The sequence below is a fragment of the Pseudomonas alkylphenolica genome, from assembly GCF_000746525.1.
Lineage (GTDB): Bacteria > Pseudomonadota > Gammaproteobacteria > Pseudomonadales > Pseudomonadaceae > Aquipseudomonas > Aquipseudomonas alkylphenolica.
In genome coordinates, this window is sequence record NZ_CP009048.1 from 1,181,886 (window position 1) to 1,205,624 (window position 23,739).

At 59.5% G+C, this 23,739-nt stretch carries 21 protein-coding genes; 16 read left to right on the forward strand and 5 right to left on the reverse strand.

Going from position 1 to position 23,739, the window contains the following annotated elements; genetic code table 11:
• Window positions 1-179: 179 nt before the first annotated feature.
• The 6 genes from lepA to pdxJ all read left to right on the forward strand — a co-directional run bounded on the left by lepA (window position 180) and on the right by pdxJ (window position 6,133).
• The gene (lepA, locus tag PSAKL28_RS05530; RefSeq protein WP_038607640.1) at window positions 180-1,976 is read left to right on the forward strand and encodes a translation elongation factor 4; all 1,797 of its coding nucleotides are present in this window, start codon (window positions 180-182) and stop codon (window positions 1,974-1,976) included.
• Between the two features lie 9 nt (window positions 1,977-1,985).
• Complete coding sequence (gene lepB, locus PSAKL28_RS05535) at window positions 1,986-2,840, forward strand: signal peptidase I (protein ID WP_038607643.1); 855 nt, start codon at window positions 1,986-1,988, stop codon at window positions 2,838-2,840.
• Between the two features lie 179 nt (window positions 2,841-3,019).
• Entirely contained in the window at window positions 3,020-3,709 is a 690-nt protein-coding gene (rnc, locus tag PSAKL28_RS05540; protein ID WP_028943430.1) for a ribonuclease III, read from the forward strand.
• A complete protein-coding gene (gene era / locus PSAKL28_RS05545; protein WP_038607646.1) occupies window positions 3,702-4,604 on the forward strand; it encodes a GTPase Era in 903 nt (300 codons plus the stop codon). Before rnc ends, era begins: the two co-directional genes overlap by 8 nt.
• Window positions 4,605-4,661: 57 nt before the next feature.
• Window positions 4,662-5,345, forward strand: a complete 684-nt coding sequence (gene recO / locus PSAKL28_RS05550; protein WP_038607648.1) for a DNA repair protein RecO — start codon at window positions 4,662-4,664, stop codon at window positions 5,343-5,345.
• A 62-nt stretch (window positions 5,346-5,407) separates the two neighbouring features.
• Window positions 5,408-6,133, forward strand: a complete 726-nt coding sequence (gene pdxJ, locus PSAKL28_RS05555) for a pyridoxine 5'-phosphate synthase (RefSeq protein ID WP_371261991.1) — start codon at window positions 5,408-5,410, stop codon at window positions 6,131-6,133.
• 59 nt (window positions 6,134-6,192) lie between these two features.
• Here the strand turns inward: pdxJ and PSAKL28_RS05560 are convergent, their stop codons facing one another.
• Window positions 6,193-7,578, reverse strand: coding sequence for a heavy metal sensor histidine kinase (locus PSAKL28_RS05560; protein WP_038607653.1), 1,386 nt, complete (start codon window positions 7,576-7,578; stop codon window positions 6,193-6,195).
• Window positions 7,575-8,249 carry a heavy metal response regulator transcription factor gene (locus PSAKL28_RS05565; RefSeq protein ID WP_038607655.1) on the reverse strand — a complete coding sequence of 225 codons (675 nt, stop codon included), beginning with the start codon at window positions 8,247-8,249 and terminating at the stop codon, window positions 7,575-7,577. The genes PSAKL28_RS05560 and PSAKL28_RS05565 overlap by 4 nt, the downstream gene beginning before the upstream one ends.
• 203 nt (window positions 8,250-8,452) lie before the next feature.
• Between PSAKL28_RS05565 and PSAKL28_RS05570 the strand changes: the two genes are divergently transcribed.
• From PSAKL28_RS05570 to PSAKL28_RS05590, 5 genes are all read left to right on the forward strand, one after another.
• Window positions 8,453-9,706 carry a TolC family protein gene (locus PSAKL28_RS05570; protein WP_038607657.1) on the forward strand — a complete coding sequence of 418 codons (1,254 nt, stop codon included), beginning with the start codon at window positions 8,453-8,455 and terminating at the stop codon, window positions 9,704-9,706.
• Between the two features lie 64 nt (window positions 9,707-9,770).
• A complete protein-coding gene (locus tag PSAKL28_RS05575; RefSeq protein ID WP_038607659.1) occupies window positions 9,771-11,000 on the forward strand; it encodes an efflux RND transporter periplasmic adaptor subunit in 1,230 nt (409 codons plus the stop codon).
• Window positions 11,001-11,018: 18 nt separating this feature from the next.
• Complete coding sequence (locus PSAKL28_RS05580) at window positions 11,019-14,180, forward strand: CusA/CzcA family heavy metal efflux RND transporter (protein ID WP_038607660.1); 3,162 nt, start codon at window positions 11,019-11,021, stop codon at window positions 14,178-14,180.
• A gap of 101 nt (window positions 14,181-14,281) precedes the next feature.
• Window positions 14,282-15,604 carry an OprD family porin gene (locus PSAKL28_RS05585; protein ID WP_038607662.1) on the forward strand — a complete coding sequence of 441 codons (1,323 nt, stop codon included), beginning with the start codon at window positions 14,282-14,284 and terminating at the stop codon, window positions 15,602-15,604.
• Between the two features lie 98 nt (window positions 15,605-15,702).
• On the forward strand, window positions 15,703-15,909 hold the full coding sequence (locus tag PSAKL28_RS05590) for a hypothetical protein (RefSeq protein ID WP_038607664.1): 207 nt from the start codon (window positions 15,703-15,705) through the stop codon (window positions 15,907-15,909).
• Window positions 15,910-15,979: 70 nt separating this feature from the next.
• On the opposite strand, the gene cmoB is transcribed toward PSAKL28_RS05590, so the two are convergent.
• Both cmoB and cmoA read right to left on the reverse strand, forming a co-directional pair.
• Window positions 15,980-16,936 carry a tRNA 5-methoxyuridine(34)/uridine 5-oxyacetic acid(34) synthase CmoB gene (gene cmoB, locus PSAKL28_RS05595; RefSeq protein ID WP_038607665.1) on the reverse strand — a complete coding sequence of 319 codons (957 nt, stop codon included), beginning with the start codon at window positions 16,934-16,936 and terminating at the stop codon, window positions 15,980-15,982.
• Window positions 16,933-17,676 carry a carboxy-S-adenosyl-L-methionine synthase CmoA gene (gene cmoA, locus PSAKL28_RS05600; RefSeq protein ID WP_038607667.1) on the reverse strand — a complete coding sequence of 248 codons (744 nt, stop codon included), beginning with the start codon at window positions 17,674-17,676 and terminating at the stop codon, window positions 16,933-16,935. Before cmoA ends, cmoB begins: the two co-directional genes overlap by 4 nt.
• A gap of 199 nt (window positions 17,677-17,875) precedes the next feature.
• Between cmoA and PSAKL28_RS05605 the strand changes: the two genes are divergently transcribed.
• Complete coding sequence (locus PSAKL28_RS05605) at window positions 17,876-19,066, forward strand: alpha-xenorhabdolysin family binary toxin subunit A (RefSeq protein WP_051939179.1); 1,191 nt, start codon at window positions 17,876-17,878, stop codon at window positions 19,064-19,066.
• Complete coding sequence (locus PSAKL28_RS05610; protein WP_038607669.1) at window positions 19,059-20,003, forward strand: alpha-xenorhabdolysin family binary toxin subunit B; 945 nt, start codon at window positions 19,059-19,061, stop codon at window positions 20,001-20,003. Before PSAKL28_RS05605 ends, PSAKL28_RS05610 begins: the two co-directional genes overlap by 8 nt.
• 5 nt (window positions 20,004-20,008) lie before the next feature.
• Here the strand turns inward: PSAKL28_RS05610 and PSAKL28_RS05615 are convergent, their stop codons facing one another.
• A complete protein-coding gene (locus tag PSAKL28_RS05615) occupies window positions 20,009-20,407 on the reverse strand; it encodes a protease inhibitor I42 family protein (RefSeq protein WP_038607672.1) in 399 nt (132 codons plus the stop codon).
• A 122-nt stretch (window positions 20,408-20,529) separates the two neighbouring features.
• On the opposite strand from PSAKL28_RS05615, the gene PSAKL28_RS05620 reads away from it, so the two are divergent.
• The 3 genes from PSAKL28_RS05620 to PSAKL28_RS05630 are packed head-to-tail and all read left to right on the forward strand — an operon-like array spanning window position 20,530 to window position 23,720.
• Window positions 20,530-21,693 carry an alpha-xenorhabdolysin family binary toxin subunit A gene (locus PSAKL28_RS05620; RefSeq protein ID WP_038607675.1) on the forward strand — a complete coding sequence of 388 codons (1,164 nt, stop codon included), beginning with the start codon at window positions 20,530-20,532 and terminating at the stop codon, window positions 21,691-21,693.
• A 12-nt stretch (window positions 21,694-21,705) separates the two neighbouring features.
• The gene (locus PSAKL28_RS05625; RefSeq protein ID WP_157687003.1) at window positions 21,706-22,716 is read left to right on the forward strand and encodes an alpha-xenorhabdolysin family binary toxin subunit B; all 1,011 of its coding nucleotides are present in this window, start codon (window positions 21,706-21,708) and stop codon (window positions 22,714-22,716) included.
• 47 nt (window positions 22,717-22,763) lie between these two features.
• Window positions 22,764-23,720 (forward strand): hypothetical protein, encoded by a 957-nt coding sequence (locus PSAKL28_RS05630; RefSeq protein ID WP_157687004.1) that lies wholly within the window; start codon window positions 22,764-22,766, stop codon window positions 23,718-23,720.
• The last annotated feature ends 19 nt before the right edge of the window (window positions 23,721-23,739 follow it).

The window sequence follows — 23,739 nt, forward strand, 5'->3', positions numbered from 1 at the left end:
CTTTTTTGTCTCTATTCGCGGGGCAAGCCCGCTCCCACGGGGGTGTCATTGAGCCGGTGGGAGCGGGTTTGCCCCGCGAATAGGCGATATGGAATCTCCCATAACCTTTCAGCTTCAGGTACAATTCCCGGCTATTTTTCGGTGGGCGTCCGGCCCGCAGCCTTTTTGAGTGTTGACCCGTGAGTGATTTGAGTCATATCCGCAATTTCTCCATCATCGCCCACATTGACCATGGCAAGTCGACTCTGGCGGACCGTTTCATCCAGATGTGCGGTGGCCTGACTGCGCGTGAGATGGAGGCCCAGGTACTCGATTCCATGGACCTGGAGCGTGAGCGCGGTATCACCATCAAGGCCCACAGCGTCACCCTGCATTACAAGGCGCAGGACGGCAAAACCTACCAGCTGAACTTCATTGACACCCCCGGCCACGTCGACTTCACCTATGAAGTCAGCCGTTCCCTGGCGGCGTGCGAGGGTGCGTTGCTGGTGGTTGACGCCGGCCAGGGCGTCGAGGCCCAGTCGGTCGCCAACTGCTACACCGCCATCGAGCAGGGCCTTGAGGTCATGCCGGTGCTGAACAAGATGGACCTGCCCCAGGCCGACCCGGACAAGGTCAAGGACGAGATCGAGAAAATCATCGGCATCGATGCCACCGACGCGGTGGCCTGCAGCGCCAAGAGCGGCATGGGCGTGGACGAGGTGCTCGAGCGCCTGGTGCACACCATCCCGGCGCCTACCGGTGACATTGAGGCGCCTCTGCAAGCGCTGATCATCGACTCCTGGTTCGACAACTACCTGGGCGTTGTCTCCCTGGTGCGCGTGCGTCATGGCCGCGTGAAGAAGGGCGACAAGATCCTGGTCAAGTCCACCGGTAAAGTTCACCTGGTCGATAGCGTCGGTGTATTCACCCCGAAACACACCCAGACGGCTGACCTCAAAGCCGGTGAAGTAGGCTTCATCATCGCCAGCATCAAGGACATTCATGGTGCCCCGGTGGGTGACACCTTGACCCTGAGCAGCACCCCTGAAGTCGATGTGCTGCCAGGTTTCAAACGTATCCAGCCACAGGTTTATGCCGGTCTTTTCCCCGTCAGTTCCGATGATTTCGAAGATTTTCGTGATGCATTGCAGAAACTGACCCTGAACGACTCGTCGCTGCAGTACCTGCCGGAAAGCTCTGACGCACTGGGCTTCGGCTTCCGTTGCGGCTTCCTCGGCATGCTGCACATGGAAATCATCCAGGAGCGCCTGGAGCGCGAATACGACCTGGACCTGATCACCACGGCGCCAAGTGTAATCTTCGAGGTCAAGCTCAAGACCGGCGAGACCATCTACGTCGACAACCCGTCGAAGCTGCCGGATGTGTCCTCGGTAGAGGACTTCCGCGAGCCGATCGTCGCCGCGACCATCCTTGTGCCTCAAGAGCACCTGGGCAACGTCATTACCCTGTGCATCGAGAAGCGTGGCGTACAGCGTGACATGCAGTTCCTCGGTTCGCAGGTGCAAGTGCGCTACGACTTGCCGATGAACGAAGTGGTACTGGACTTCTTCGACCGCTTGAAGTCCACCAGCCGCGGCTATGCTTCGCTGGACTATCATTTCGATCGCTACCAGTCGGCCAACCTGGTCAAGCTCGATGTACTGATCAACGGTGACAAGGTCGACGCCCTGGCGCTGATCGTGCACCGCGATAACGCGCACTATAAGGGCCGCGCGTTGACTGAGAAGATGAAGGAACTGATTCCTCGGCAGATGTTCGACGTGGCAATCCAGGCCGCCATTGGCGGGCAGATTGTGGCGCGAACCACTGTCAAGGCGCTCAGAAAGAACGTACTGGCCAAATGCTACGGTGGTGACGTAAGCCGTAAGCGCAAGCTGTTGGAGAAGCAGAAGGCCGGTAAGAAACGCATGAAACAGGTTGGCAACGTGGAAATTCCACAAGAAGCCTTCCTCGCCGTGCTCAGGTTGGAATAATTAGGTCCTATGTCGCTAAATTTCCCGCTTTTGCTAGTCATCGCCGTTGCCGTCTGCGGTCTGTTGGCCCTGGTCGATCTGCTGTTCCTGGCGCCGCGCCGGCGTGCGGCGATCGCCAACTATCAGGGCAGCGTCAGCCAGCCCGAGATGGCCGTGGTCGAACAGTTGAACAAGGAGCCGTTGCTGGTTGAGTACGGCAAGTCGTTCTTCCCGGTGTTGTTCATCGTCCTGGTGTTGCGTTCGTTCCTGGTCGAGCCTTTCCAGATCCCTTCGGGATCGATGAAGCCGACCCTGGAAGTGGGCGATTTCATCCTGGTGAACAAGTTCTCCTACGGCATTCGCCTGCCGGTGATCGACAAAAAGGTCATCGAAGTCGGTGATCCGCAGCGCGGCGACGTGATGGTGTTTCGCTATCCAAGCGACCCGAACGTCAACTACATCAAGCGTGTAGTTGGCTTGCCGGGCGACCAGATCGCCTACACCAGCGACAAGAAGCTGTTCGTCAACGGCAAGCCGATTGCCGAGCAACTGGTGGGTACCGAACCGGGTACCTTGGGCAGCGCTGAGCTGTACAAGGAAAAACTGGGCGAGGCCGAACACCTGATTCGCAAGGAAATGAGCCGTTATCGCATGCCGCCTGACCAGCAATGGACAGTCCCGGCCGGCCATTACTTCATGATGGGCGACAACCGCGACAACTCCAACGACAGCCGTTACTGGGATGATCCCGCTATTCCCAAGGCGCTGCACGGCATGGTCCCGGACCAGAACATCGTCGGCAAGGCCTTCGCGGTCTGGATGAGCTGGCCAGAGCCCAAGCTCAGCCACTTCCCGAACCTGTCGCGGGTCGGTCTGATCCAGTAACACCACAACGGCGCTGTCCTGGGACAGCGCCGAATGCATTTCTGGCATAGGCTGTGTTCAGAGGGATCCGCGGATCCACCTGTACCGCCGACGCCGATGGGCGTGAGCCAAATAGTCTTTCAGGATGTTGATTTGAACAAAGCGTTGAATATCGACCACGAACTGCGCGTGGGTACACTGTGAGCGTTTCTTTGAGCCGCCTCGAGCGCCAGCTCGGATACACCTTCAAGAACCAGGAGCTGATGCTGCTGGCCCTGACGCACCGCAGTTTTGCCGGGCGCAACAACGAACGCCTCGAGTTTCTCGGCGATGCGATCCTTAACTTCGTCGCTGGCGAAGCGCTGTTCGAGCGCTTTCCCCAGGCCCGTGAAGGCCAGCTGTCGCGCTTGCGCGCACGGCTGGTCAAGGGCGAGACCCTGGCCGTGCTGGCCCGTGGTTTCGACCTCGGTGAGTACCTGCGCCTGGGCTCCGGTGAGCTGAAAAGCGGTGGTTTTCGCCGCGAATCGATCCTGGCTGACGCCCTTGAGGCGTTGATCGGTGCAATCTACCTCGACTCGGACATGCAGACCGCCCGCGAACGCGTGCTGGCCTGGCTGACCGGCGAGTTCGAAAGCCTGACCCTGGTCGATACCAACAAGGACCCGAAAACCCGTCTGCAAGAGTTTTTGCAGTCGCGGGCCTGCGAGCTGCCGCGTTACGAAGTGGTGGATATTCAAGGTGAACCCCATTGCCGGACGTTTTTCGTCGAATGCGAAGTGACCCTTTTGACTGAAAAAAGCCGAGGGCAGGGCGTCAGCCGGCGTATCGCCGAGCAAGTCGCGGCCGCCGCAGCACTGATCGCCCTGGGCGTGGAGAATGGCAATGACTGATACGAATACTACCCGCTGCGGCTATGTTGCCATTGTCGGCCGCCCGAACGTCGGCAAGTCGACCCTGCTCAACCACATCCTCGGCCAGAAGCTGGCGATCACCTCGCGCAAGCCGCAGACCACTCGCCACAATATGCTCGGGATCAAGACCGAGGGTGATATCCAGGCGATCTACGTCGATACCCCGGGTATGCACAAGAGCAACGAAAAGGCGCTCAACCGCTACATGAACAAGACCGCCTCGGCCGCCCTCAAGGACGTCGACGTGGTGATCTTCGTGGTCGACCGTACCAAGTGGACCGACGAAGACCAGCTGGTGCTGGAACGCGTGCAGTACGTGCAGGGCCCGGTGATCCTGGCGATCAACAAGACCGACCGGATCGAAGAGAAGGCCGAGCTGATCCCGCACCTGCAGTGGCTGCAGGAGCAACTGCCGAACGCCGAGATCGTGCCGATCTCCGCGCAGCAGGGGCACAACCTCGAAGCGCTGGAAGGCCTGATCGCCAAGCACCTGCCGGAAAACGATCACTTCTTCCCGGAAGACCAGATCACCGACCGCAGCAGCCGCTTCCTGGCCGCTGAGCTGGTACGCGAAAAGATCATGCGTCAGCTCGGTGCAGAGCTGCCATACCAGATCACCGTGGAAATCGAAGAGTTCAAGCAGCAGGGCAAGATCCTGCACATCCATGCGCTGATCCTGGTCGAGCGCGACGGCCAGAAGAAGATCATCATTGGCGACAAGGGCGAGCGCATCAAGCGTATCGGCTCCGAGGCGCGCAAGGACATGGAAGTGCTGTTCGACGCCAAGGTCATGCTCAACCTCTGGGTCAAGGTCAAAGGCGGCTGGTCCGACGACGAACGCGCCCTGCGTTCGCTGGGCTACGGCGACCTCTGATCGCATCAGGCCCGGCAGCGTCCGCTGTCGGGTCGAACCTTTTCTGAAGCGCTGCTCATGGAACTGCCAGTTGGCCAACCGGCCTACGTGCTGCACAGCCGGGCCTACCGTGAAACCAGTGCGCTGGTGGATTTCCTCACCCCGCAAGGGCGCCTGCGCGCGGTGTTACGCCGTGCGCGTGGCAAGGGCGGCAGCCAGGCCCGACCTTTCGTACCCCTTGAAGTCGAGTTTCGTGGCCGTGGCGAGCTGAAGACGGTCGGCCGCCTGGACAGTGTCGGCGTGGCCGCCTGGCTCAATGGCGATGCCTTGTTCAGTGGCCTGTACCTCAATGAACTGCTGATTCGCCTGTTGCCCGCCGAGGATCCGCATCCGGTGGTGTTCGAGCACTACGCGGCAACCCTGCAGGCGTTGGCTGCCGGGCGGCCGCTGGAACCGCTGCTGCGGGCCTTCGAGTGGCGCTTGCTAGATGAACTGGGCTACGGCTTTGCCCTCGATCAGGACATCAATGGCGAGCCTCTGGTCGTCGATGGCCTGTACCGTCTGCAGGTGGACGCCGGGCTTGAGCGGGTCTACCTGCTGCAGCCCGGTTTGTTCCGTGGTGACGAGCTGGCGGCCATGGCCGAAGCCGACTGGAATGTCCCCGGTGCCTTGGGTGCGGCCAAGCGCCTGATGCGTCAGGCGCTGGCCGTGCACCTGGGTGGACGGCCACTGGTCAGTCGGGAACTGTTTCGCAAGCGCTGAGCACGTCGTATGCTGTCAGGCTCAATCTTCAGGAGAGCCTCTTCGTGACTCAAAGCAACCGCATGCTCCTCGGCGTGAACATCGACCACGTGGCGACCCTGCGCCAGGCGCGTGGCACGCGCTACCCCGATCCGGTCAAGGCCGCGCTGGACGCCGAAGAGGCGGGCGCCGACGGCATCACTGTGCACCTGCGCGAAGACCGCCGGCATATCCAGGAGCGCGACGTGCTGGTGCTCAAGGACGTGCTGCAGACGCGCATGAACTTCGAAATGGGTGTGACCGAAGAAATGATGGCCTTCGCCGAGCGCATCCGCCCGGCGCACATCTGCCTGGTCCCGGAAACCCGCCAGGAGCTGACCACCGAAGGTGGCCTGGACGTAGCCGGTCAGGAGGCGCGGATCAAGGCCGCCGTCGAACGCCTGTCACGCACGGGGTCGGAAGTGTCGCTGTTCATCGATGCCGATGAGCGTCAGATCGAAGCGTCGCGTCGCGTCGGTGCACCGGCGATTGAACTGCACACCGGCCGCTATGCCGATGCCGAAACCCCGACGGAGGTTGCTGAAGAGCTCAAGCGCGTTGCCGACGGCGTGGCCTTTGGTTTGGCCCAGGGGCTGATCGTTAATGCCGGTCATGGCCTGCATTACCATAACGTTGAAGCGGTCGCGGCGATCAAGGGCATCAACGAGCTGAACATTGGTCATGCGCTGGTGGCACATGCATTGTTCGTTGGCTTCAAGTCGGCGGTGGCGGAGATGAAGGCGTTGATCATGGCGGCTAGCCGTCATTAAAAACATCGCGGGGCAAGCCCGCTCCCACCGGTGGGAGCGGGCTTGCCCCGCGATGCAGTCTACGACCCCTGGAAGACCAGACTGAACCGGGTCAAACCATTCAATTCACTGCTCACCTCAACCCGCCCGCCATGCACTTGCATGATCGATTTCACAATCGCCAACCCCAATCCGGTCCCCCCCTCCAGCCGCGATCGTCCTGATCCCGCCCGGTAAAAACGTTCGAACAGATGCGGCAGATGGGCCTGCTCAATGCCCGGCCCCTGGTTCTCCACTGACAGGCGGACTTCATCCCCACAGCGCTCGACCGCAATATCGATCGGCAGCCCCTCAGGGCTATGGCGAATGGCATTGCTCAACAGATTCGACAACGCCCGTTGCACCATCAAACGATCAGCCATGATCGAGCCCCAGCCGTGCAGGCGCAGGCTGATGTCTTTCTGCTCGCTGCTGAACTCGAACAGCTCACTGACGCGCTTGGCTTCATCGGCCAGGTTTACCGGTTTGAGCGGCAACTGGGCGTGAGGCTGACTGACCTGGGCGAGAAACAGCATGTCATTGATGATCCGGTTGAGCCGGGTCAGCTCTTCGATACTGGCTTCCAGCACTTCTTTGTATTGCTCGACGGGACGCTCCCGGCTCAGGGTCACCTGGGCCTTGCCCATCAGGTTGCCGATCGGCGTGCGCAGCTCATGGGCGAGGTCGTCGGAGAACTGCGAGAGTTGCTGCACGCCGCCATCGAGCCGGTCGAGCATGACATTCATGGCATGGGCCAGCTCCTTCAGCTCCAGGGGCAAGTCGTCCAGTGGCAGGCGCAAGGCCAGTTGCTGGGCAGAAACCTGCCCGGCGATCTGGCTGAACCTGCGCAGTGGCGTCAGGCCGCGTTGTACCAGCTTCCAGGCGCCAAAACCGATCAACAGCACCAGCAATGGCAGCGCCAGCAGCGTCGAGCGCAGGTAGGCCTGCAACAGGCTGTGGTCGTCGGCAAGGTTGACCGTGAGCAACACGCGAACATCGGTGCCGTCCTGCAAACGCATCAACCGCGAGGCGGTCAGCAGGTGATTGTCATCGCTGTCGCGCCATTGTTGAAAGGCCAGCCCGGGGCTGCCGGGAATCTGCAGCAGGGCCTCGGCTTCGAGTCCCGGCCCGAGGGTCAACAGGGCCGAATGCCGACCGGTCAGGGCGATCACGCTCAGGCTCAGGTTGTCATGGCCCATCACCACATCCAGAAGCGGGTGCGCCGACGTTTGCAGGTCACCGGACTTGAGGTCGATGCTCAGGCCGTGCTCGATCTGCGCCATTTTCGCCGTCAGGCTTTTGCGCGCCCGACTGTCCAGTTCGTGGTCCAGGGCAAGTACCGCCAGGCAGGCCATGAGCAGCACCAGCGCCGCGCCCATCAGGCTGACGCTCAGGCCCAGACGCAGGGAAAGCCGCGCCGGTTTCATTCGCGTGCCTCAAGCACGTAGCCGACGCCGCGCAGGGTGTGGATCAGTTTGTTGTCGAAGGGGTCATCGATCTTGGCGCGCAGGCGGCGGATCGAGACTTCCACCACATTGGTGTCGCAATCGAAGTTCATGTCCCACACCAGTGAAATGATTTGGGTGCGCGACAACACCTCGCCGCTCTGGCGCATCAGCAGGTGCAGCAGGGCGAACTCCTTGGCCGTCAGGTCGATACGCTGGCCGCTGCGGTAAGCACGGTGACGGCCCGGGTCCAGCTCCAGGTCGGCAACTTTCAAGGTGCTCGGTTGCAGGGCCTGGTCGTTGCGCCGCAACAGGCTGCGGATACGCGCCAGCAGTTCCGGAAACTCGAAGGGCTTGAGCATGTAGTCGTCGGCGCCCAGATCGAGGCCTTTGACCCGGTCCGAAAGGCGGCCATGAGCGGTGAGCATCATGATCCGCGTGCTGGAGTCGGCGCGCAGGCGCTGCAGCACGGTCCAGCCATCGAGCTCGGGCAGGTTGACGTCGAGAATGATCAGGTCGTAGGCCTGCTGGCGGGCCAGGTGCAGGCCGTCGGCGCCGCTGTGGGCACAATCGACGATATAGCCGTTCTCGCTCAGACCCTGTTGCAGGTAATCGGCGGTGCGAAGCTCGTCCTCGATAATCAGTAAGCGCATGAAATGACTCGGTGGTGTGAAAGGCGGTGATTCTCAACCCTGAAGTAGCTAGAAGGTCAAGGGCTGAAGGGCATCAAGCGGCGGATACTAAGTCATCTTGTGCAGGGCATTGGCTGGATTACAGATTTGTAATTTTCGAGTCATCTTGGGGATAAACCCCGATTACTACAGTGCGGGCTCCAAAAAAGGCGCAGGAGTCCGCCATGTTTCGCACCCTGGACAGGCCCGGCACAGGCCGTGGCCGCATTCTGCTGACGCTGGTATTGCTGGCCTTGCCCTCTGTGACATTGGCCCAAGGCCCTGTGCTGACCCTCGACAATGCCCTGCGAACCGCCCAGGCCAACAACCCAGAGCTGGCGGTCGCACGTTGGGGCATCGATATCGCCGAAGGTGAACGACGCCAGGCGGGGGTACTGCCCAACCCCGAGTTGAGCTGGGAGGTTGAAGACACCCGCAACGGCTCGCAGACCACCACGGTCAGCGTCAGTCAGATGTTCGAGCTGGGCGGAAAGCGCGGTGCGCGGCTGGGCGTGGCCGGACGCGATTCGGAACTGGCGGGACTGGAGCTTGAACGCCAGGGCAACGCCCTGCGTGCCGAAGTGATCGGCGCCTTCGAGGCGGCGGTGCAGGCCCAGCAAGGTCTGCAACTGGCCGAACAATCACTGCGTTTGAGCGAGCGGGCTTTGCAAGTGGTGCAGGGGCGGGTCAAGGCCGGCAGCGCCTCGCCGGTGGAGGCGACGCGGGCCCAGGTGCAGCTTTCCGAAGTGCGCTTGGAGCTAGGGCGTGCCGAACAGGCGCTGACCGTTGCCTATCAGCAATTGGCGGCCGCGACCGGAGCACCCATGGCCGAGTTCAGCCGGGTCGAAAGCGTTGGCAAGCAGGAGCCCGACGTGCCGAGCCGCACCCAGCTGCTTGAACGCCTGGAGCAAACGCCGGACATGCGCCTGGCGCGCACGCAGATCGATCAGACAGATGCCGCCCTGAAACTTGCGCGCACGCAACGGATTCCCAACCTGACCGTGAGTGTCGGCAGCCAGTACGACGAAGCCGAGCGCGAGCGCGTCAACGTGGTCGGTCTGTCGTTGCCGATACCGCTGTTCGACCGCAATCAGGGCAACATCCTCGCCGCCGCCCGCCGCGCCGATCAGGCCCGCGACCAGCGCAATGACGCCGAACTGCGGCTGCGCAGTGAAGTGATCCAGGCCCTGGCTCAGTGGAGTACCGCCGCCCAGGAGGTGCAGGACTTCGACCGCTCGATCCTGCCTTCGGCGCAACAGGCGGTGGACGCTGCCACACGCGGTTTCGAGCGCGGCAAGTTCGCTTTTCTCGATGTGCTCGATGCCCAGCGCACCTTGGTTGCCGCCCGCCTGCAGTACCTCCAGGCCCAGGCCCAGCGCAGTGAAGCGCGAGTGCGTCTGGAGCGCATTTTCGGCGACCTGAGCCTGGCCAGCCGCTGAGCCTGATCGACTTTCCCCCGCTTTGATTGACACCGCGTTCAGCGGTGACCGCTAAGGAGACTGCATGAACAAGAAGTCCACAACGCTGCTGATCGCTGCCTTGTTGCTGGGCCTGGGGCTGGGCGTGCTGCTGACGCGTCAGACCGGTCCGCAGCCGCAGGCGGCAACGCCAGCGTCCAGCCACGATCATGCTGAAGGTGATCACGATGAGGAAGAAAAAGGCGAGCACGGGCATGCCGAGTCTGAATCGGGGCACGCGGAAGAAGAGGGTGCGATCACCCTGAGCCAGGAGCAGATCGCGCTGGCCGGGATCGAACTGGCCGCTGCCGCACCACGCCAGTTGCAACGCAGCCTGTCGCTGCCGGGTGAGATCCGCTTCGATGAAGACCGCACCGCGCATATGGTGCCGAGAGCAGCCGGGGTGGTCGAGTCGGTCGCGGTGGTACTCGGTCAGCAGGTCAAGGCCGGTGACTTGCTGGCGGTGATCGCCAGCCCGCAGATCTCCGAACAGCGCAGCGAACTGGCGGCGAGTCAGCGGCGTCTGGAGCTGGCGCGCAGCACCTATCAGCGGGAAAAGGACCTGTGGCAGGAAGGTATTTCCGCCGAGCAGGACTACCTGCAAGCCCGCCAGGCCCTGCAGGAGGCCGAAATTGCCCAGGCCAACGCCCGGCAGAAAATCAGCGCCCTGAGCGGCACCACGGTGCTGGCCGGCGGCAATCGTTACGAACTGCGCGCGCCGTTTGCCGGGCAGATCGTTGAGAAGCACCTGGTGCCGGGTGAGGTGGTCAATGAGACCAGTGCCGCCTTCACCTTGTCCGACCTCTCGCGGGTGTGGGCGACCTTTGGTGTGGCACCGCGGGATCTGGGCAAGGTCCGCGCGGGTATGACGGTAAACATTGTCGCCAGCGAGCTGGGTGAGCAGGTTGAAGGGCGCATCAGTCATGTCGGCAGCCTGCTCGGTGAGCAGACCCGCACCGCCAGCGTTCGTGTCACCCTCGACAACCCGCGTGGCGCCTGGCGTCCGGGCTTGTTCGTGGCCGTGCAGGTGCCGGGCGAGACCATCGCCGCCAGCCTTGCCGTACCCGATCAGGCGATCCAGAGCCTCGAAGAAAAGCCCACCGTGTTCGTGCGCACCGCCGAGGGCTTCGTCGCCCAGGCGGTGGAGCTGGGCGCCAGTGCCAATGGCTATGTCGAAATCCGCAAGGGCCTGCAAGCCGGTCAGCAGGTGGCGGCGTTGGGCAGCTTCGTTCTCAAGTCGGAGCTGGGCAAGGCCAGCGCCGAGCACGCCCACTGACCCGCGCGAGTACCTCTCATGTTCGAACGCCTTATTCAATTTGCCATCGAGCAGCGCCTGATGGTGCTGCTGGCGGTGCTGCTGATGGCCGCGCTCGGTGTGGCCAGCTACCAGAAGCTGCCAATCGATGCGGTTCCGGACATTACCAACGTCCAGGTCCAGATCAACACCCAGGCGGCGGGCTTCTCGCCGCTGGAAACCGAACAGCGCATCACCTTCGCCATCGAGACGGCCATGGCCGGCTTGCCGGGCCTTGAGCAGACCCGCTCGCTGTCGCGTTCGGGGCTGTCCCAGGTAACGGTGATCTTCGAGGAAGGCACCGACCTGTTCTTCGCCCGGCAACTGGTCAACGAGCGCCTGCAACAGGCGCGCGGGCAACTGCCTGAAGGTGTCGAAGCAGCGATGGGGCCGATCTCCACCGGCCTGGGCGAGATTTTCCTGTGGACGGTGGAAGCCGCCGAGGATGCGCGCAAGGAGGACGGCAGCCCGTACACGCCCGCCGACCTGCGCGAGATCCAGGACTGGATCATCAAACCGCAACTGCGCAACGTGCGCGGGGTCGCCGAGATCAACACCATCGGCGGCTTTGCCAAGGAGTATCAGATTGCCCCCGATCCCAAGCGCCTGGCGTCCTACAAACTGACCCTGGCCGATTTGCTCACCGCCCTGGAGCGCAACAATGCCAACGTCGGTGCCGGTTACATCGAGCGCCGCGGCGAACAGTTGCTGATCCGCGCGCCGGGGCAACTGGCCGGGATCGAGGATATCGCCAATATCGTTCTGGCCAACATCGACGGTACCCCCATCCGCGTACGCAATGTCGCTGAAGTCGGCATCGGAAAAGAGCTGCGCAGCGGTGCAGCGACCGAGAATGGCCGCGAAGTGGTGCTCGGCACGGTGTTCATGCTGATTGGCGAGAACAGCCGCACAGTGTCCCAGGCGGTGGCGCAGAAACTGGTGGAAATCAACCGTTCACTGCCGGCCGGGGTCAGCGCGGTGACGGTCTATGACCGGACCAACCTGGTCGATAAAGCCATTGCCACGGTGAAGAAGAACCTGATCGAAGGCGCGATCCTGGTGATCGTGATTCTGTTCCTGTTCCTCGGCAACATCCGCGCCGCGTTGATCACCGCGATGATCATTCCACTGTCGATGCTGTTTACCTTCACCGGCATGTTCAGCAACAAGGTCAGTGCGAACCTGATGAGCCTCGGCGCGCTGGACTTCGGCATCATCGTCGATGGCGCGGTGGTGATCGTCGAGAATGCGATCCGCCGCCTGGCCCACGCCCAGCAACACCATGGCCGTCTGCTGACCCGCTCCGAACGCTTCCATGAAGTCTTCAATGCTGCCCGCGAAGCGCGTCGGCCGCTGATCTACGGGCAGTTGATCATCATGGTGGTCTACCTGCCGATCTTTGCCCTGAGCGGCGTCGAGGGCAAGATGTTCCACCCCATGGCGTTCACCGTGGTGATTGCCTTGCTCGGTGCCATGTTGCTGTCGGTGACCTTCGTGCCCGCGGCGATTGCCCTGTTCGTCACCGGCAAGGTCAAGGAAGACGAGAACCTGTTGATGCGCAGCGCCAAGCGTGGCTATGCACCGCTGTTGCAGTGGGTGATGGGCCATCGGTCGCTGGCGTTCAGTCTGGCCGCCGTGATGGTGCTGTTGTCCGGTGTGTTGGCCAGTCGCATGGGCAGTGAGTTCGTGCCGAGCTTGAGCGAAGGTGATTTCGCCTTGCAGGCGTTGCGCGTGCCCGGTACCAGCCTGAGCCAGTCGGTGGCCATGCAGCAGCAACTGGAACAGAGTGTGTTGAGTCAGGTGCCCGAGGTCGAGCGGGTGTTCGCACGGACCGGCACCGCCGAGATCGCCTCCGACCCGATGCCGCCGAACATCTCCGACAGCTATGTGATGCTCAAGCCGCAAGACCAGTGGCCGGATCCGGGCAAGTCGCGCGAGCAACTGATCGCCGATATCCAGCGCGCCAGTGCCCGCGTGCCGGGCAGCAACTACGAGCTGTCACAACCGATTCAGTTGCGCTTCAACGAGCTGATTTCCGGCGTGCGCAGTGATGTCGCGGTGAAGGTCTTCGGCGACGACATGGATCAGCTCAACCGCACCGCCGCACAGATTGCCGCGGCGCTGCAGGCGGTGCCGGGGGCGTCGGAAGTCAAGGTCGAGCAGACCTCGGGGTTACCGGTGCTGACCATTGATGTCGATCGCGACAAGGCGGCGCGCTACGGACTCAATGTCGGCGATGTGCAAGACACCATCGCCGTGGCGGTTGGCGGACGTCAGGCCGGTACCCTGTACCAGGGCGACCGCCGCTTCGACATGGTAGTGCGCCTGTCTGACAACCTGCGCACCGACATCGACGGTCTGTCGCAGTTGTTGATCCCGGTGCCGGCAGGTGCTGCCGGCAATGGCCAGATCGGCTTTATCACCCTGGCCGATGTCGCCAGCCTGCAACTGGTCCAGGGCCCCAACCAGATCAGCCGTGAAGACGGCAAGCGCCTGGTGGTGGTCAGTGCCAACGTGCGCGGGCGTGATATCGGTTCGTTTGTCGAGGAGGCCGGTGAGCGCATCGACAGCCAGGTCAGCATCCCGGCCGGTTACTGGACGCGCTGGGGTGGACAGTTCGAGCAGTTGCAGTCGGCGGCGCAGCGTCTGCAAGTGGTGGTGCCGGTGGCCTTGCTGCTGGTGTTCGGTTTGCTGTTCATGATGTTCAACAACCTCAAGGACGGTTTGCTGGTGTTCACCGGTATTCCTTTTGCCTTGACCGGAGGGGTGGTGGCGCTGTGGCTACGGGATATTCCGCTGTCGATTTCGGCCGGGGTCGGTTTCATTGCCTTGTCGGGTGTCGCGGTACTCAACGGCCTGGTGATGATTGCCTTTATCCGTGGTTTGCGCGAGCAAGGGCGGACGCTGCGCCAGGCCATCGATGAAGGTGCGCTGACCCGTCTGCGGCCTGTGCTGATGACCGCGCTGGTGGCTTCCCTGGGCTTCATTCCCATGGCCCTGGCCACCGGCACTGGCGCCGAGGTGCAGCGACCGCTGGCGACCGTGGTGATCGGCGGGATTCTGTCCTCCACCGCATTGACCTTGCTGGTGCTGCCAGCGTTGTACTACCGGGCTCACCGTAGGGACGAAGAAGACGACACCGATGAAGTGACGAAACTGTAATTTCACGCTCATCTTCGAGTTATTCAGCCCTTGTCAGGATACCCACGGCGGCCGCATCAGCGGCCGTCGTGCGTATTACGGCGAATAATCAGGAGTTGAAGATGGGGAATAAAACCACAACCTGTATCACCGGCGTCCTGGCCCTGGCCAGTTGCTCAGTCAGCTATGCCTCCGTCGAGCCCGCGGGCTTTGTCGAGGACAGTAGCCTGACGCTGCTCAGTCGCAATTTCTATTTCAATCGTGACTATCGCAAGGGCGGCGAGTCACCCACCGGCAAGGCCGGTTATGCCGAGGCCTGGGCCCAGGCGTTTATCGCCCGATTCCAGTCGGGCTACACCGAAGGCACCGTCGGCTTTGGCCTCGATGCCTATGCCATGCTTGCGCTCAAGCTCGACAGTGGCGATGGCCGCAGTGGCGGGCGTAGCTCGTTCGATATGCTGCCGGTCGATAGCAATGGCGATACCGCGAGCAACTTCAGCAAGCTGGGCGGCGCCCTCAAGGCGCGCCTGTTCGACACCGAAATCAAAGTGGGCGACGTGTTCCCGACCACGCCGGTGGTGCATTTTGGCGACTCCCGCCTGCTGCCGGAAAGCTTCAGCGGCTGGACCCTGGAAAACACCACCCTGGAGAACTTCACCCTGCAGGGCGGGCGCCTGCATGCCATGAGCCAACCTCTTTCAAGCAACAACCGTGACGGCTTCGAGACCTTTTACGCAGGTCCGGTCGACTCGCCCTGGCTGGGCTACTTCGGCGGCGATTATCAGGCCACGGACAACCTCAGCCTGAGTCTCTACAGCAGTCGCCTTAAGGATGCCTGGGACCAGTACTACGCAGGCGTCAGCTATCAGTACCTGATCTCCGAACAGCTCAGCGTTTTCAGCGGTTTCAATTACTACAAGGCCAAAGATCAGGGCCAGCAATTGCTCGGCAGCTTCGACAACGATATCTGGAGTGCGCGGGTTGGCTTCAGCTATGGCGCCCATACCCTGGCGTTGTCCCATCAACGCAACCAGGGCGACAACGACTTCGACTACTTGCGCCAGGCCGACTCGATCTACCTGGACAACTCGATCCAGTACAGCGACTTCAACTCACCCAAGGAGCGCTCGTGGATGCTGCGCTACGACCTGGACATGGCCAGCTATGGCGTACCGGGCCTGACCTTCATGACCCGCTACGGGCGTGGCAGTGACGCTGATTATTCCGATGCCAACGCGGTGTACATGCGCCGTGATGCCGAGGGTAATCCACTGACCGGGCAGAAGCGCTGGGAGCGCGATATCGAAGCGAAATATGTGGTGCAGTCGGGCACTTTCAAAGACCTGTCGCTGCGCCTGCGTCAGGCCACCACCCGGGCCACGGCGTTCGAGTCGGACCTGGACGAAGTGCGCCTGATAGTGGAGTACCCGCTGACCCTGTTATAGGGCGTTTATTGCAACACTGTAATGTCCTGCTCACCTTGTCGTTAGCTTGCCCTTCGTAAGATTGAACCGTACTGAAATTCAATCACGAGGTGAGCAACATGAGCCTGATCAAGTATGCATTGATGGGCGTTCTGGCCCTTGGTAGTGGTGCCGCGCTGGCCGAAGGCGGCGCGGAACGTTCGAAACAGTTTTGGGAGAAGTTTCGCCTGAGCCAGGAGCAGATCCACGGCAAGCAGGATCAGGCGGTTGCCAGCTCCGACGCGCAGAAGCGCGCCAACGCTCAGCAGCAGGTGGTCAAAGAGTAGCTCCATTCACCTTGGTAGCTCCCCGCTCCTTTGGTAAAGGTGAATTTTGGCGCCCATACGGGCGCCTTTTTTATTTGCGTGCCACCAGTACTGCGCGACGTGGCGCAGGCAACCCTTCGATGGTACGGCTGTGGTCGGCGGGGTCGAGGAAGTCGCTGAGCGACTGGTAGCGCATCCACTCGGTGCTGCGTTGCTCCTCGATGCTGGTGACACTGACATCGACGCAGCGCACATCACTGAAACCGGCGCGGCGCAGCCAGCGCTCCAGGGCCGGCACCGAAGGCAGGAACCAGACGTTGCGCATCTGCGCATAGCGGTCTTCGGGCACCAGCACCTGATGTTCGTCGCCCTCGACCACCAGCGTTTCCAGCACCAGCTCGCCGCCTTTTACCAGGCAGTCCTTGAGCGCCAGCAGATGCTCGATAGGCGAGCGGCGGTGGTAGAACACGCCCATGGAAAACACCGTGTCGAAGCCTTCGAGATTGGCTGGCAGGTCTTCCAGGGCGAAGGGCAGGTGCCAGGCAGGCAGCTCTGGCAAGTAGCGCTGAACCGCCTGGAACTGGCAGAAGAACAGCCAGTTGGGATCGACGCCAATCACGCTGTCGGCACCGGCACCGAGCATGCGCCACTGGTAGTAACCGTTGCCGCAGCCGACATCGAGAATGCGCTTGCCCTTGAGATCCAGGTGCGGGGCGACCCGCGACCATTTCCAGTCCGAGCGCCACTCGGTATCGACATGCACACCGAACAGGTCGAACGGGCCCTTGCGCCAGGGTGACAAGCCCATCAGTGCCTGGCGCATGCGATCGCGGGTGTCCTGGTCACAGTCGCAATCGAGGTTCAGGCCGTTGACCAGGTCGACTTTGCTCGGCACCAGCGCCGGCAGCGCGTCCAGGGCATTCTGCCAACGCTCCAGGTCGCCGTGACCTTTCTCCATCTTGGCATCGAGTTGCGCTTGCAGGCCTTGTGACCATTGCGCCAGGGGGGTGCCCGCCAAGCGGCGGACCAGTGGGGAAAGATCAATCATGGCAAGGCAATCAACGAGGCAAAGTTAAGGCATTGGAACCAGGGCACGACCTTGGAAAAACCGGCTGCCAGCAGGCGTTCGCGGTGTTCTTCAAGGCTGTCGGGTTTCATCACGTTCTCGATGGCGCTGCGCTTCTGGGCGATTTCCAGTTCGCTGTAGCCGTTGGCGCGTTTGAAGGCGACATGCAGGTCAGTGAGCAGGGCGTGTTCGTCCGGGTCGTTGAAGCGCAGCTTCTCCGAGAGGATCAGTGCACCGCCCGGCAGCAGCGACTGGCGGATACGCGTGAGCAGCTCCAGGCGCTGCTCGGGGGCGATGAACTGCAGGGTGAAGTTCATTGCCACCACCGAGGCAGGCTGGAAATCCAGAGCAAGGATATCGCCCTCGATCACCTCGACCGGCAGCAGCTCTTGGAACATCGAGTCCTGGGCATTGAGGTATTGCCGGCAGCGCTCGACCATGGCGGCCGAGTTGTCGATGGCGATCACCCGGCAACCGTCGCTGCGCACGTGGCGGCGCAGAGCCTGCGTCACCGCCCCCAGTGAGCTGCCCAGGTCATACAGGGCAGTGTTCGGTTGGGCGAACTGGGCAGCCAGTACACCGAGGTTCTCGACGATTGTCGGATAGCCGGGTACCGAGCGCTTGATCATGTCCGGGAACACCCGCACCACGTCTTCGTTGAAGGCGAAGTCGGGCACCTGGCCGAGTGGCTGGGCGAATAGGCGGTCGGGGGGCTGGTTCACGGTGTGCTCGATGCAGGATGAAACGGAGGCGCATTTTAGCCAAAGGCAGTGCGTCTGGCCATGGCAGCGTTTCTCGGCCAGACCGAACGGTCAAGAAGTTTTCATCAATCGCACGGGACAAGGTAAATCTGGCGACTTACACAGTGTACGCCATTAGTTAGTTTGGTTTCCGTAATACACATGTTTTTGGAGTCTATTTATGGAAGTCATTCAGGAAGAACCCGTTGACCATGCGGTAGTGCCAGTTGAAGAGCTGGATTTAAAAACCAGAGCCAAGAGCCTGCCTGAGAAATACTTTTCTTTTCTCGATAGCCGTGCCGAGCAAGATCGTCAAGGGACTGCCTTGCTGACAAAGCAAAACCTGCAGAAGATAAAAGGATATGTACGGGTGGTCGATGACCTTCCTCAAAGTGAAGAAGAGATTCGGCTGAAAATTGATACTGCTGTTCTCGATGTTGATGTGAATAGGGTTCTGGTGCTCTGCGAAGTGCTGTATTTACATGCGAGTAAATGGAGGAGGTTGGAGGATCAGATTGCCAGGCTGGGCCCTACGCTTGAACTGTTCGCGGGTAAATTGGCGAGCCGCGGAGGCGCATTGCTTGAGGATGTTAACAATTCCGATACCTATCAGGAAATTATCCGCAAGAAAGGGGCTGGGGGCGCTAACGCTTTGCTGGATAAAGGATTTGAGCCACTTCGTGAATTGCTCCAAAGTAAACTCGCGAACTTGATCGAGGAAATTAAAGAAACCAGTAAGGAAATTGAAGAGGTCAACGCGCTTGCAAGGAGTTTTGAAACGGATATTCCCACCCAGGTCAGGCCGCGTCTGAGGCAGGTGATTGCGCATATCGAAAGCTCGTTGAAAGACGTTAATACCTCAGAGTTACGTACTAAAATTGATGCGCTCGATGAGGACGTAAAAAATCTTAAGGATGATTACGACTATCAGGTCGGACTTTCATTTACGGGGTTGTCGCTTGGACCTATTGGTTTAGTGATTACAGGGGGGGTATTTGGAAGCAAGGCCGAAGAGATACGAGCAAAAAAAAATGAGCTGCTGGAACAGCGAGCAGGTGTTGCAAGGCAATTGCAGGCCTTGGAACCTGCCCTGGAGAGTTTCCTTCCACTCCAGTTAATTATCGAGGATCTTGACTTCAGAATGACGGATCTCACGAGTGCCGCTGGCAAGCTGAAAAAACTCTGGGTAACCCTCAACCAATTTTCGCAGGCCTCGCTACGAGAGATTGAACACCTTACCACCAGTAGTGAGCTCGAAGAGTTTGTCCAGGACTTCACTGAGGTCATAGCCCCCTGGAACAAGATAGGCGGAATTTGCAGTAAGTTATCCATCCTGTTCTCTGACTTGGTTGAGGAGGCTTCAAATGACTGACAAGGAGCTGCTGGATATAAAATCGCTTGTTCCCGATTATTTATGGATGAAGGCGACCCAGGAACAGGTGTTCAATACTATTGATCAGTATGAGATGGATATTCTTCCCGCGGGTCAGGAGCTTGTATTCGAGCTGAAAAATCTGATGATGGAAGTGGAGAACACCTGGCACGAAAGTGTAGTCGGCGGCATCGCGTTGCTGGATGGCAGGACGTTTGCAAACTTTAAAGATCCACAGGTTTTGAAAAACAGGATTGCTGCTGTCGTCAGTCGGCAGAATCAATTGCGTTCCCAGTTGATATTGAAAACGCACGAAATGCAGGTGTTCTCGTTGGCGGCGTTCAAGGATGCCCTCCCAGCACTGGAGAGTAAGGCGGTCGACAAAAAATCAGAAGCCGAGAAACTTGCTCAGCGTTTGACTGACCTGGAAGTCAAAAGGACTAATGTCGCCGAGGCTATCGCTTTGTTCCAGAAGCCGTCAGTTCTCAACGCTTTCAAAGGACTGATACCCAAGGAGGAGGATGTCGATCTTATCATCGGTACCCTCAAGGATCCGACGGTCACTCCTGCATTGCTCAAGGCTGCCTCAAAGCGGTTGTCAGAGAGCATCGACGAATTCGGAAAAATTCTTGAAGTCTCAGACTTGGTTGATGCTCGTATGGCGCTGGATGGGAAAATCGTGAGCGCGAAACAGGACCTCGCTAGTGCAAAGCGAGCCTGGCAACAGGCGCAGGATGTATTTTCAGCGAACAAAGCCATCTGGGGGCTGGAGTCGACGAAGAACGATTGGTTGGCGCAGGCCCGTAAGCTCGAACAGGAATGGCAAGCGCAGGCCGACGCGCTCGGTTCGCTAAGTGATCCGAACGCTGTGACCGTTGCCTTGGCCGACCTGTGCAATTACCTGGTGGCTGTACGACTGAGCTACGAGAGTGTTTGATTGCGCTATTGAACCAGGATACGGCAGTCGAACGATTGCACAGGCTTGACTTCGGGTGCCCAAGGCTGTTGGTAAACCAGTAGCAAATGCCCCTCACCTGCGGCCTGGGCCAGGAAGCGCCAGGTCGATTCTCCCGCACTGCCGACGATCCCGGCATCTTCCGGATGGCTGTAGACCTCAGGGCCCAAGCTGCGCAGGATGCCCGCAGCGGGGTTCTGCAGCAGCCAGCGATAGCCAGTGCTGGGGTTGCTGGGCAAGGTCAGGGTGAGGGTTTGGTCCATCTCCAGGCGGATAGGGCACTGGCTCGATTTTTCCAGCACCACGTTGTCGTGTTTGCTCGGGGTTTGTGAACAGGCTGCCAGGAGGGGCAGGCCAAGGACCAGCAATTTGCAGTTGATCTTCATTGATAATCCATTCATTCAGGCTAGCTTTGGCTTTCAGGAAAGCCTGCCCTCTGCTGGGCAGTAAACAACCGTAATAGTTTGAAGGTCCCAGGCCGGATTGGCCTATCAACAGGGACATGATTATGAGCAGTACACAAAAGGATTTTGACACATTGCAGAAAGAGGCTGAACTGCTGCCCGGGAACCTTATCCAGGCCATGGCAGAGCGCGATGGGCCTGAGGAAGGGGGGCTGACCCTGACGAGGGAGCACATCGTCACCCTCAACCAGTATGCAAACCATGTCTTCAGCCTGCCTGTTGCCCAGGATGCACTGATTCGCTGGCTGGGCTATTCCACCATCGCCGAGCCGGCGCTAATGCCGAACAGCATGGGCGACATGCACAAACAGTTACAGACACACGGTCGCAGCTGGTCAAAGCTTGCCGACAACAGCAAGAAACTCGGCTTCGAGTTGGCTGCCAGTGCCAATGGCATCAATACCACAGGTGACGAGGTATTGGTGCTTCTCGAAAAAAGCATCGCCCTGGGTAAGAAGAAAGAGGCGTGGGAGACCCTTCGTTTCGACACACCGATCAGTCTTGGTGCGGACGACAAACGTCGGGTCCTGGACCTGGTTGACTGTATGGAAGTCCTGCGCGAAGACGTGGATCTTTTCGCTCGGCGTGTAAGTGCAGTTCGCGAGGAAACCGAGCAGTTTCGAGATCACGCGCGTGAAAAGCTGCTGCCCTTGGTGGCAACAAAAACCGAGGCGATCAAGCGTCAAAAGACGAGTGGGGCGGTACAGCACCTACGTGAAGATTTGGCCGAGCTTGATAAAGAAATCAAACGCCTTGAAGCCGAATATGACCAGTATGTCCAAGCAGCGCTAAGCGGTCTGGCTGCAGGGGCGCTGGGCGTGGTTATCACCGGCTCCATCTATGGCAGCAAGGCGGAGAAAGTACGTAAAGAGCGCAACAAGCGTCAGAAACAGCGTGGCGAAGTGAGCCAGAAGCTGAAAGTCGCCATGAGGCTGGAAGGGCTTGTGGAGGAATTGGGTACCCAGATGGGGCAGATGGATACTCGACTGAGGGATGTACTCACCGCGTCATCCCACCTGCAATCTGCCTGGCAGCTCATTGGTGTTTACATTGATGCATCGATTGAGCATCTCAAACGCATCGAATCCGACCAGGCGCTGTTCAAGTTTGCGAATTATTTTAAGCGCTTCATTGGGCAATGGAAAGATATTGAGCGTTTTGCCCAGCATATGAATCGTGTATTTGACGACGCCGCAGCTGCTAAATAAGGATGCTTCTTCATGAATGACAATGTTATTGCGCTTCACACTGCTCTGCAAAGCCCAGATATGGCTAAAGTACTGGCAGCAGCTTCTGCTTATTCGGGATTCTGGGAGCGGCGTACGTTCGATTTTCTGCCGCTGTTGCATACCTCGGTCGAACGACACTACAAGGGCTTTCTAACGTATGTCGAAGAGTTGGCTAAAAATTCTGAGGTTCTCGCTGTAGGTATAAAGTCAGAAAATATTGAAATGTTGCTTAAGGATCTTCAGGCGAGTAGGGGAGAGCCCGATGAAGAGGAGTTTCTCCTGGAGGAAATCCAGCGATCGGCGGGAAATATTGGCAAAAAACTTGATGTCATGCTGGTAGGGGTGGAAAGCGCTACCAAGTTGATTGCCAGCCTTCCGGTTTATGACCCGAACCGCGATCGTACGAACTATCTGGAAGCCCAGCAGCAGTTGGCCAGCAGCTTGCCAGCGCTGGCCAACATGCTGACCAGCAAACGCAACGAGCTTGCGGAGCTGGAGAAAGCACTCGCAGTATTCGAGGCTAATGGAATAGAAAAGCAGTTTGAGGGCAAGCTGCCAACGGTTGAGCAGGTTCAGGCGATGGTCGCCACGGGCGCTACCACGGCGGGTGCTGCCTTGGCGGTCGAGCAGGCAGTGGAGGCACTGAACAAGCTGATGGGCGGCATCCAGGAAGGGATGCGTTACTCGCAACTCCAAGGCCAGCGCCGGGCACTGCGGGCCCAAGTGAATGAAATGGTCGCTGAACAGCGTGAACGGCAGCAACGTGCGAATCAGCTGCATAGCTATCTAATGGCACTTTCGGAGTACGCGCCACTGATTGAAAAGCGCCTGGAGTGGCTGGCTGAAAAAAATCAGATCCGTGTGCAACTGGCAGCTGTACGTAATCAGTTAAGCAGTCTGAAGTTGAAGGGCATCGAAAGCGCTCAGTCGTTGAATAAGCTGCTGGTGGCGTTGATCGCCTATGTACGTCATGTTGTCGACGAGTTCAAGAGGGCGTTCTAACCAGTTCGGGTGTCAGGCATACGGAATATATTGCTGGGGGCAAAGGAATGAATGCGAGAGCAGATTTAGATTGGCAAGAGCAGGCCTTGCGCCTACCTGGAAATTTGTTGAAAGTAATGGAGGCAGAACTGGATACCGGTGCGCTGAGCTTGTCACAAGCGCATGTTCGAAGCCTCGACGAGTATGCAAGGTATGTGAAGGGGTTGCCGAGTTCGTCGGCTGATTTGACCCAATGGCTAGGCGGAGCCCCGATAAGCCAGAGTGATCCTGAACTTGATCGTAACAGTATGATGGGCTTTTTCTTTCAACTGAAGGCGCACGCCAATAGCTGGGAAGTGTTGTTCGGTAGAAACTTGCAGTTGACAACTGTATTGGCAGCCGCCGCCAGCAAAATCAATAGTGCCGGATCAATTATTCTTGAAGCGTGTGAGCACACCAAGGCGTTAGGTAAACGACGTGAGGCGTGGGACACCCTGCAGGGTGGCGAACTGGTCCAGCTCAGTCCAGCAGACAGGCAGATAGTTTCTAGCTTGTCCAAACATGTGAATACGCTCAAGGGAACATTGACGGAGTACTCCCGACAAGTCGGTTTTGTGCGCGTCGAAGTCCAGCGCTTTCGCGATGAAGCCCGGATGCAGTTGATTCCTGTAGCTGCAAGAAAGGTTAAGGGCGTCGAGAAGTACAAAAGACCAACGACCAGGGATTTTAGTCCACAGACTATGGCGCTGGTTGACTTGCAACTGCGCATCCGGGATCTGTCAGAGCGACTTCAGAAAATGGAGGCGCTTCTAAGGGAAGTGGTGACCGCTTCTTCACATTTTCATTCAGCCTGGCAAAGCCTCACTGTCTACATCGATGCGTCCGCTGAACAGCTTCAGCAAATCATCACGGGCCAGCAACTGGCCGGGTTCGCAATCTACTTTGGCAGGTTTCTGGGGCAGTGGAGCACCATCGAGCAAAGTGCCCTGGAGATGAACCGCAAGCTCACCCTGTTTCACTCGTGAGCCCCATGACGCTACTCAG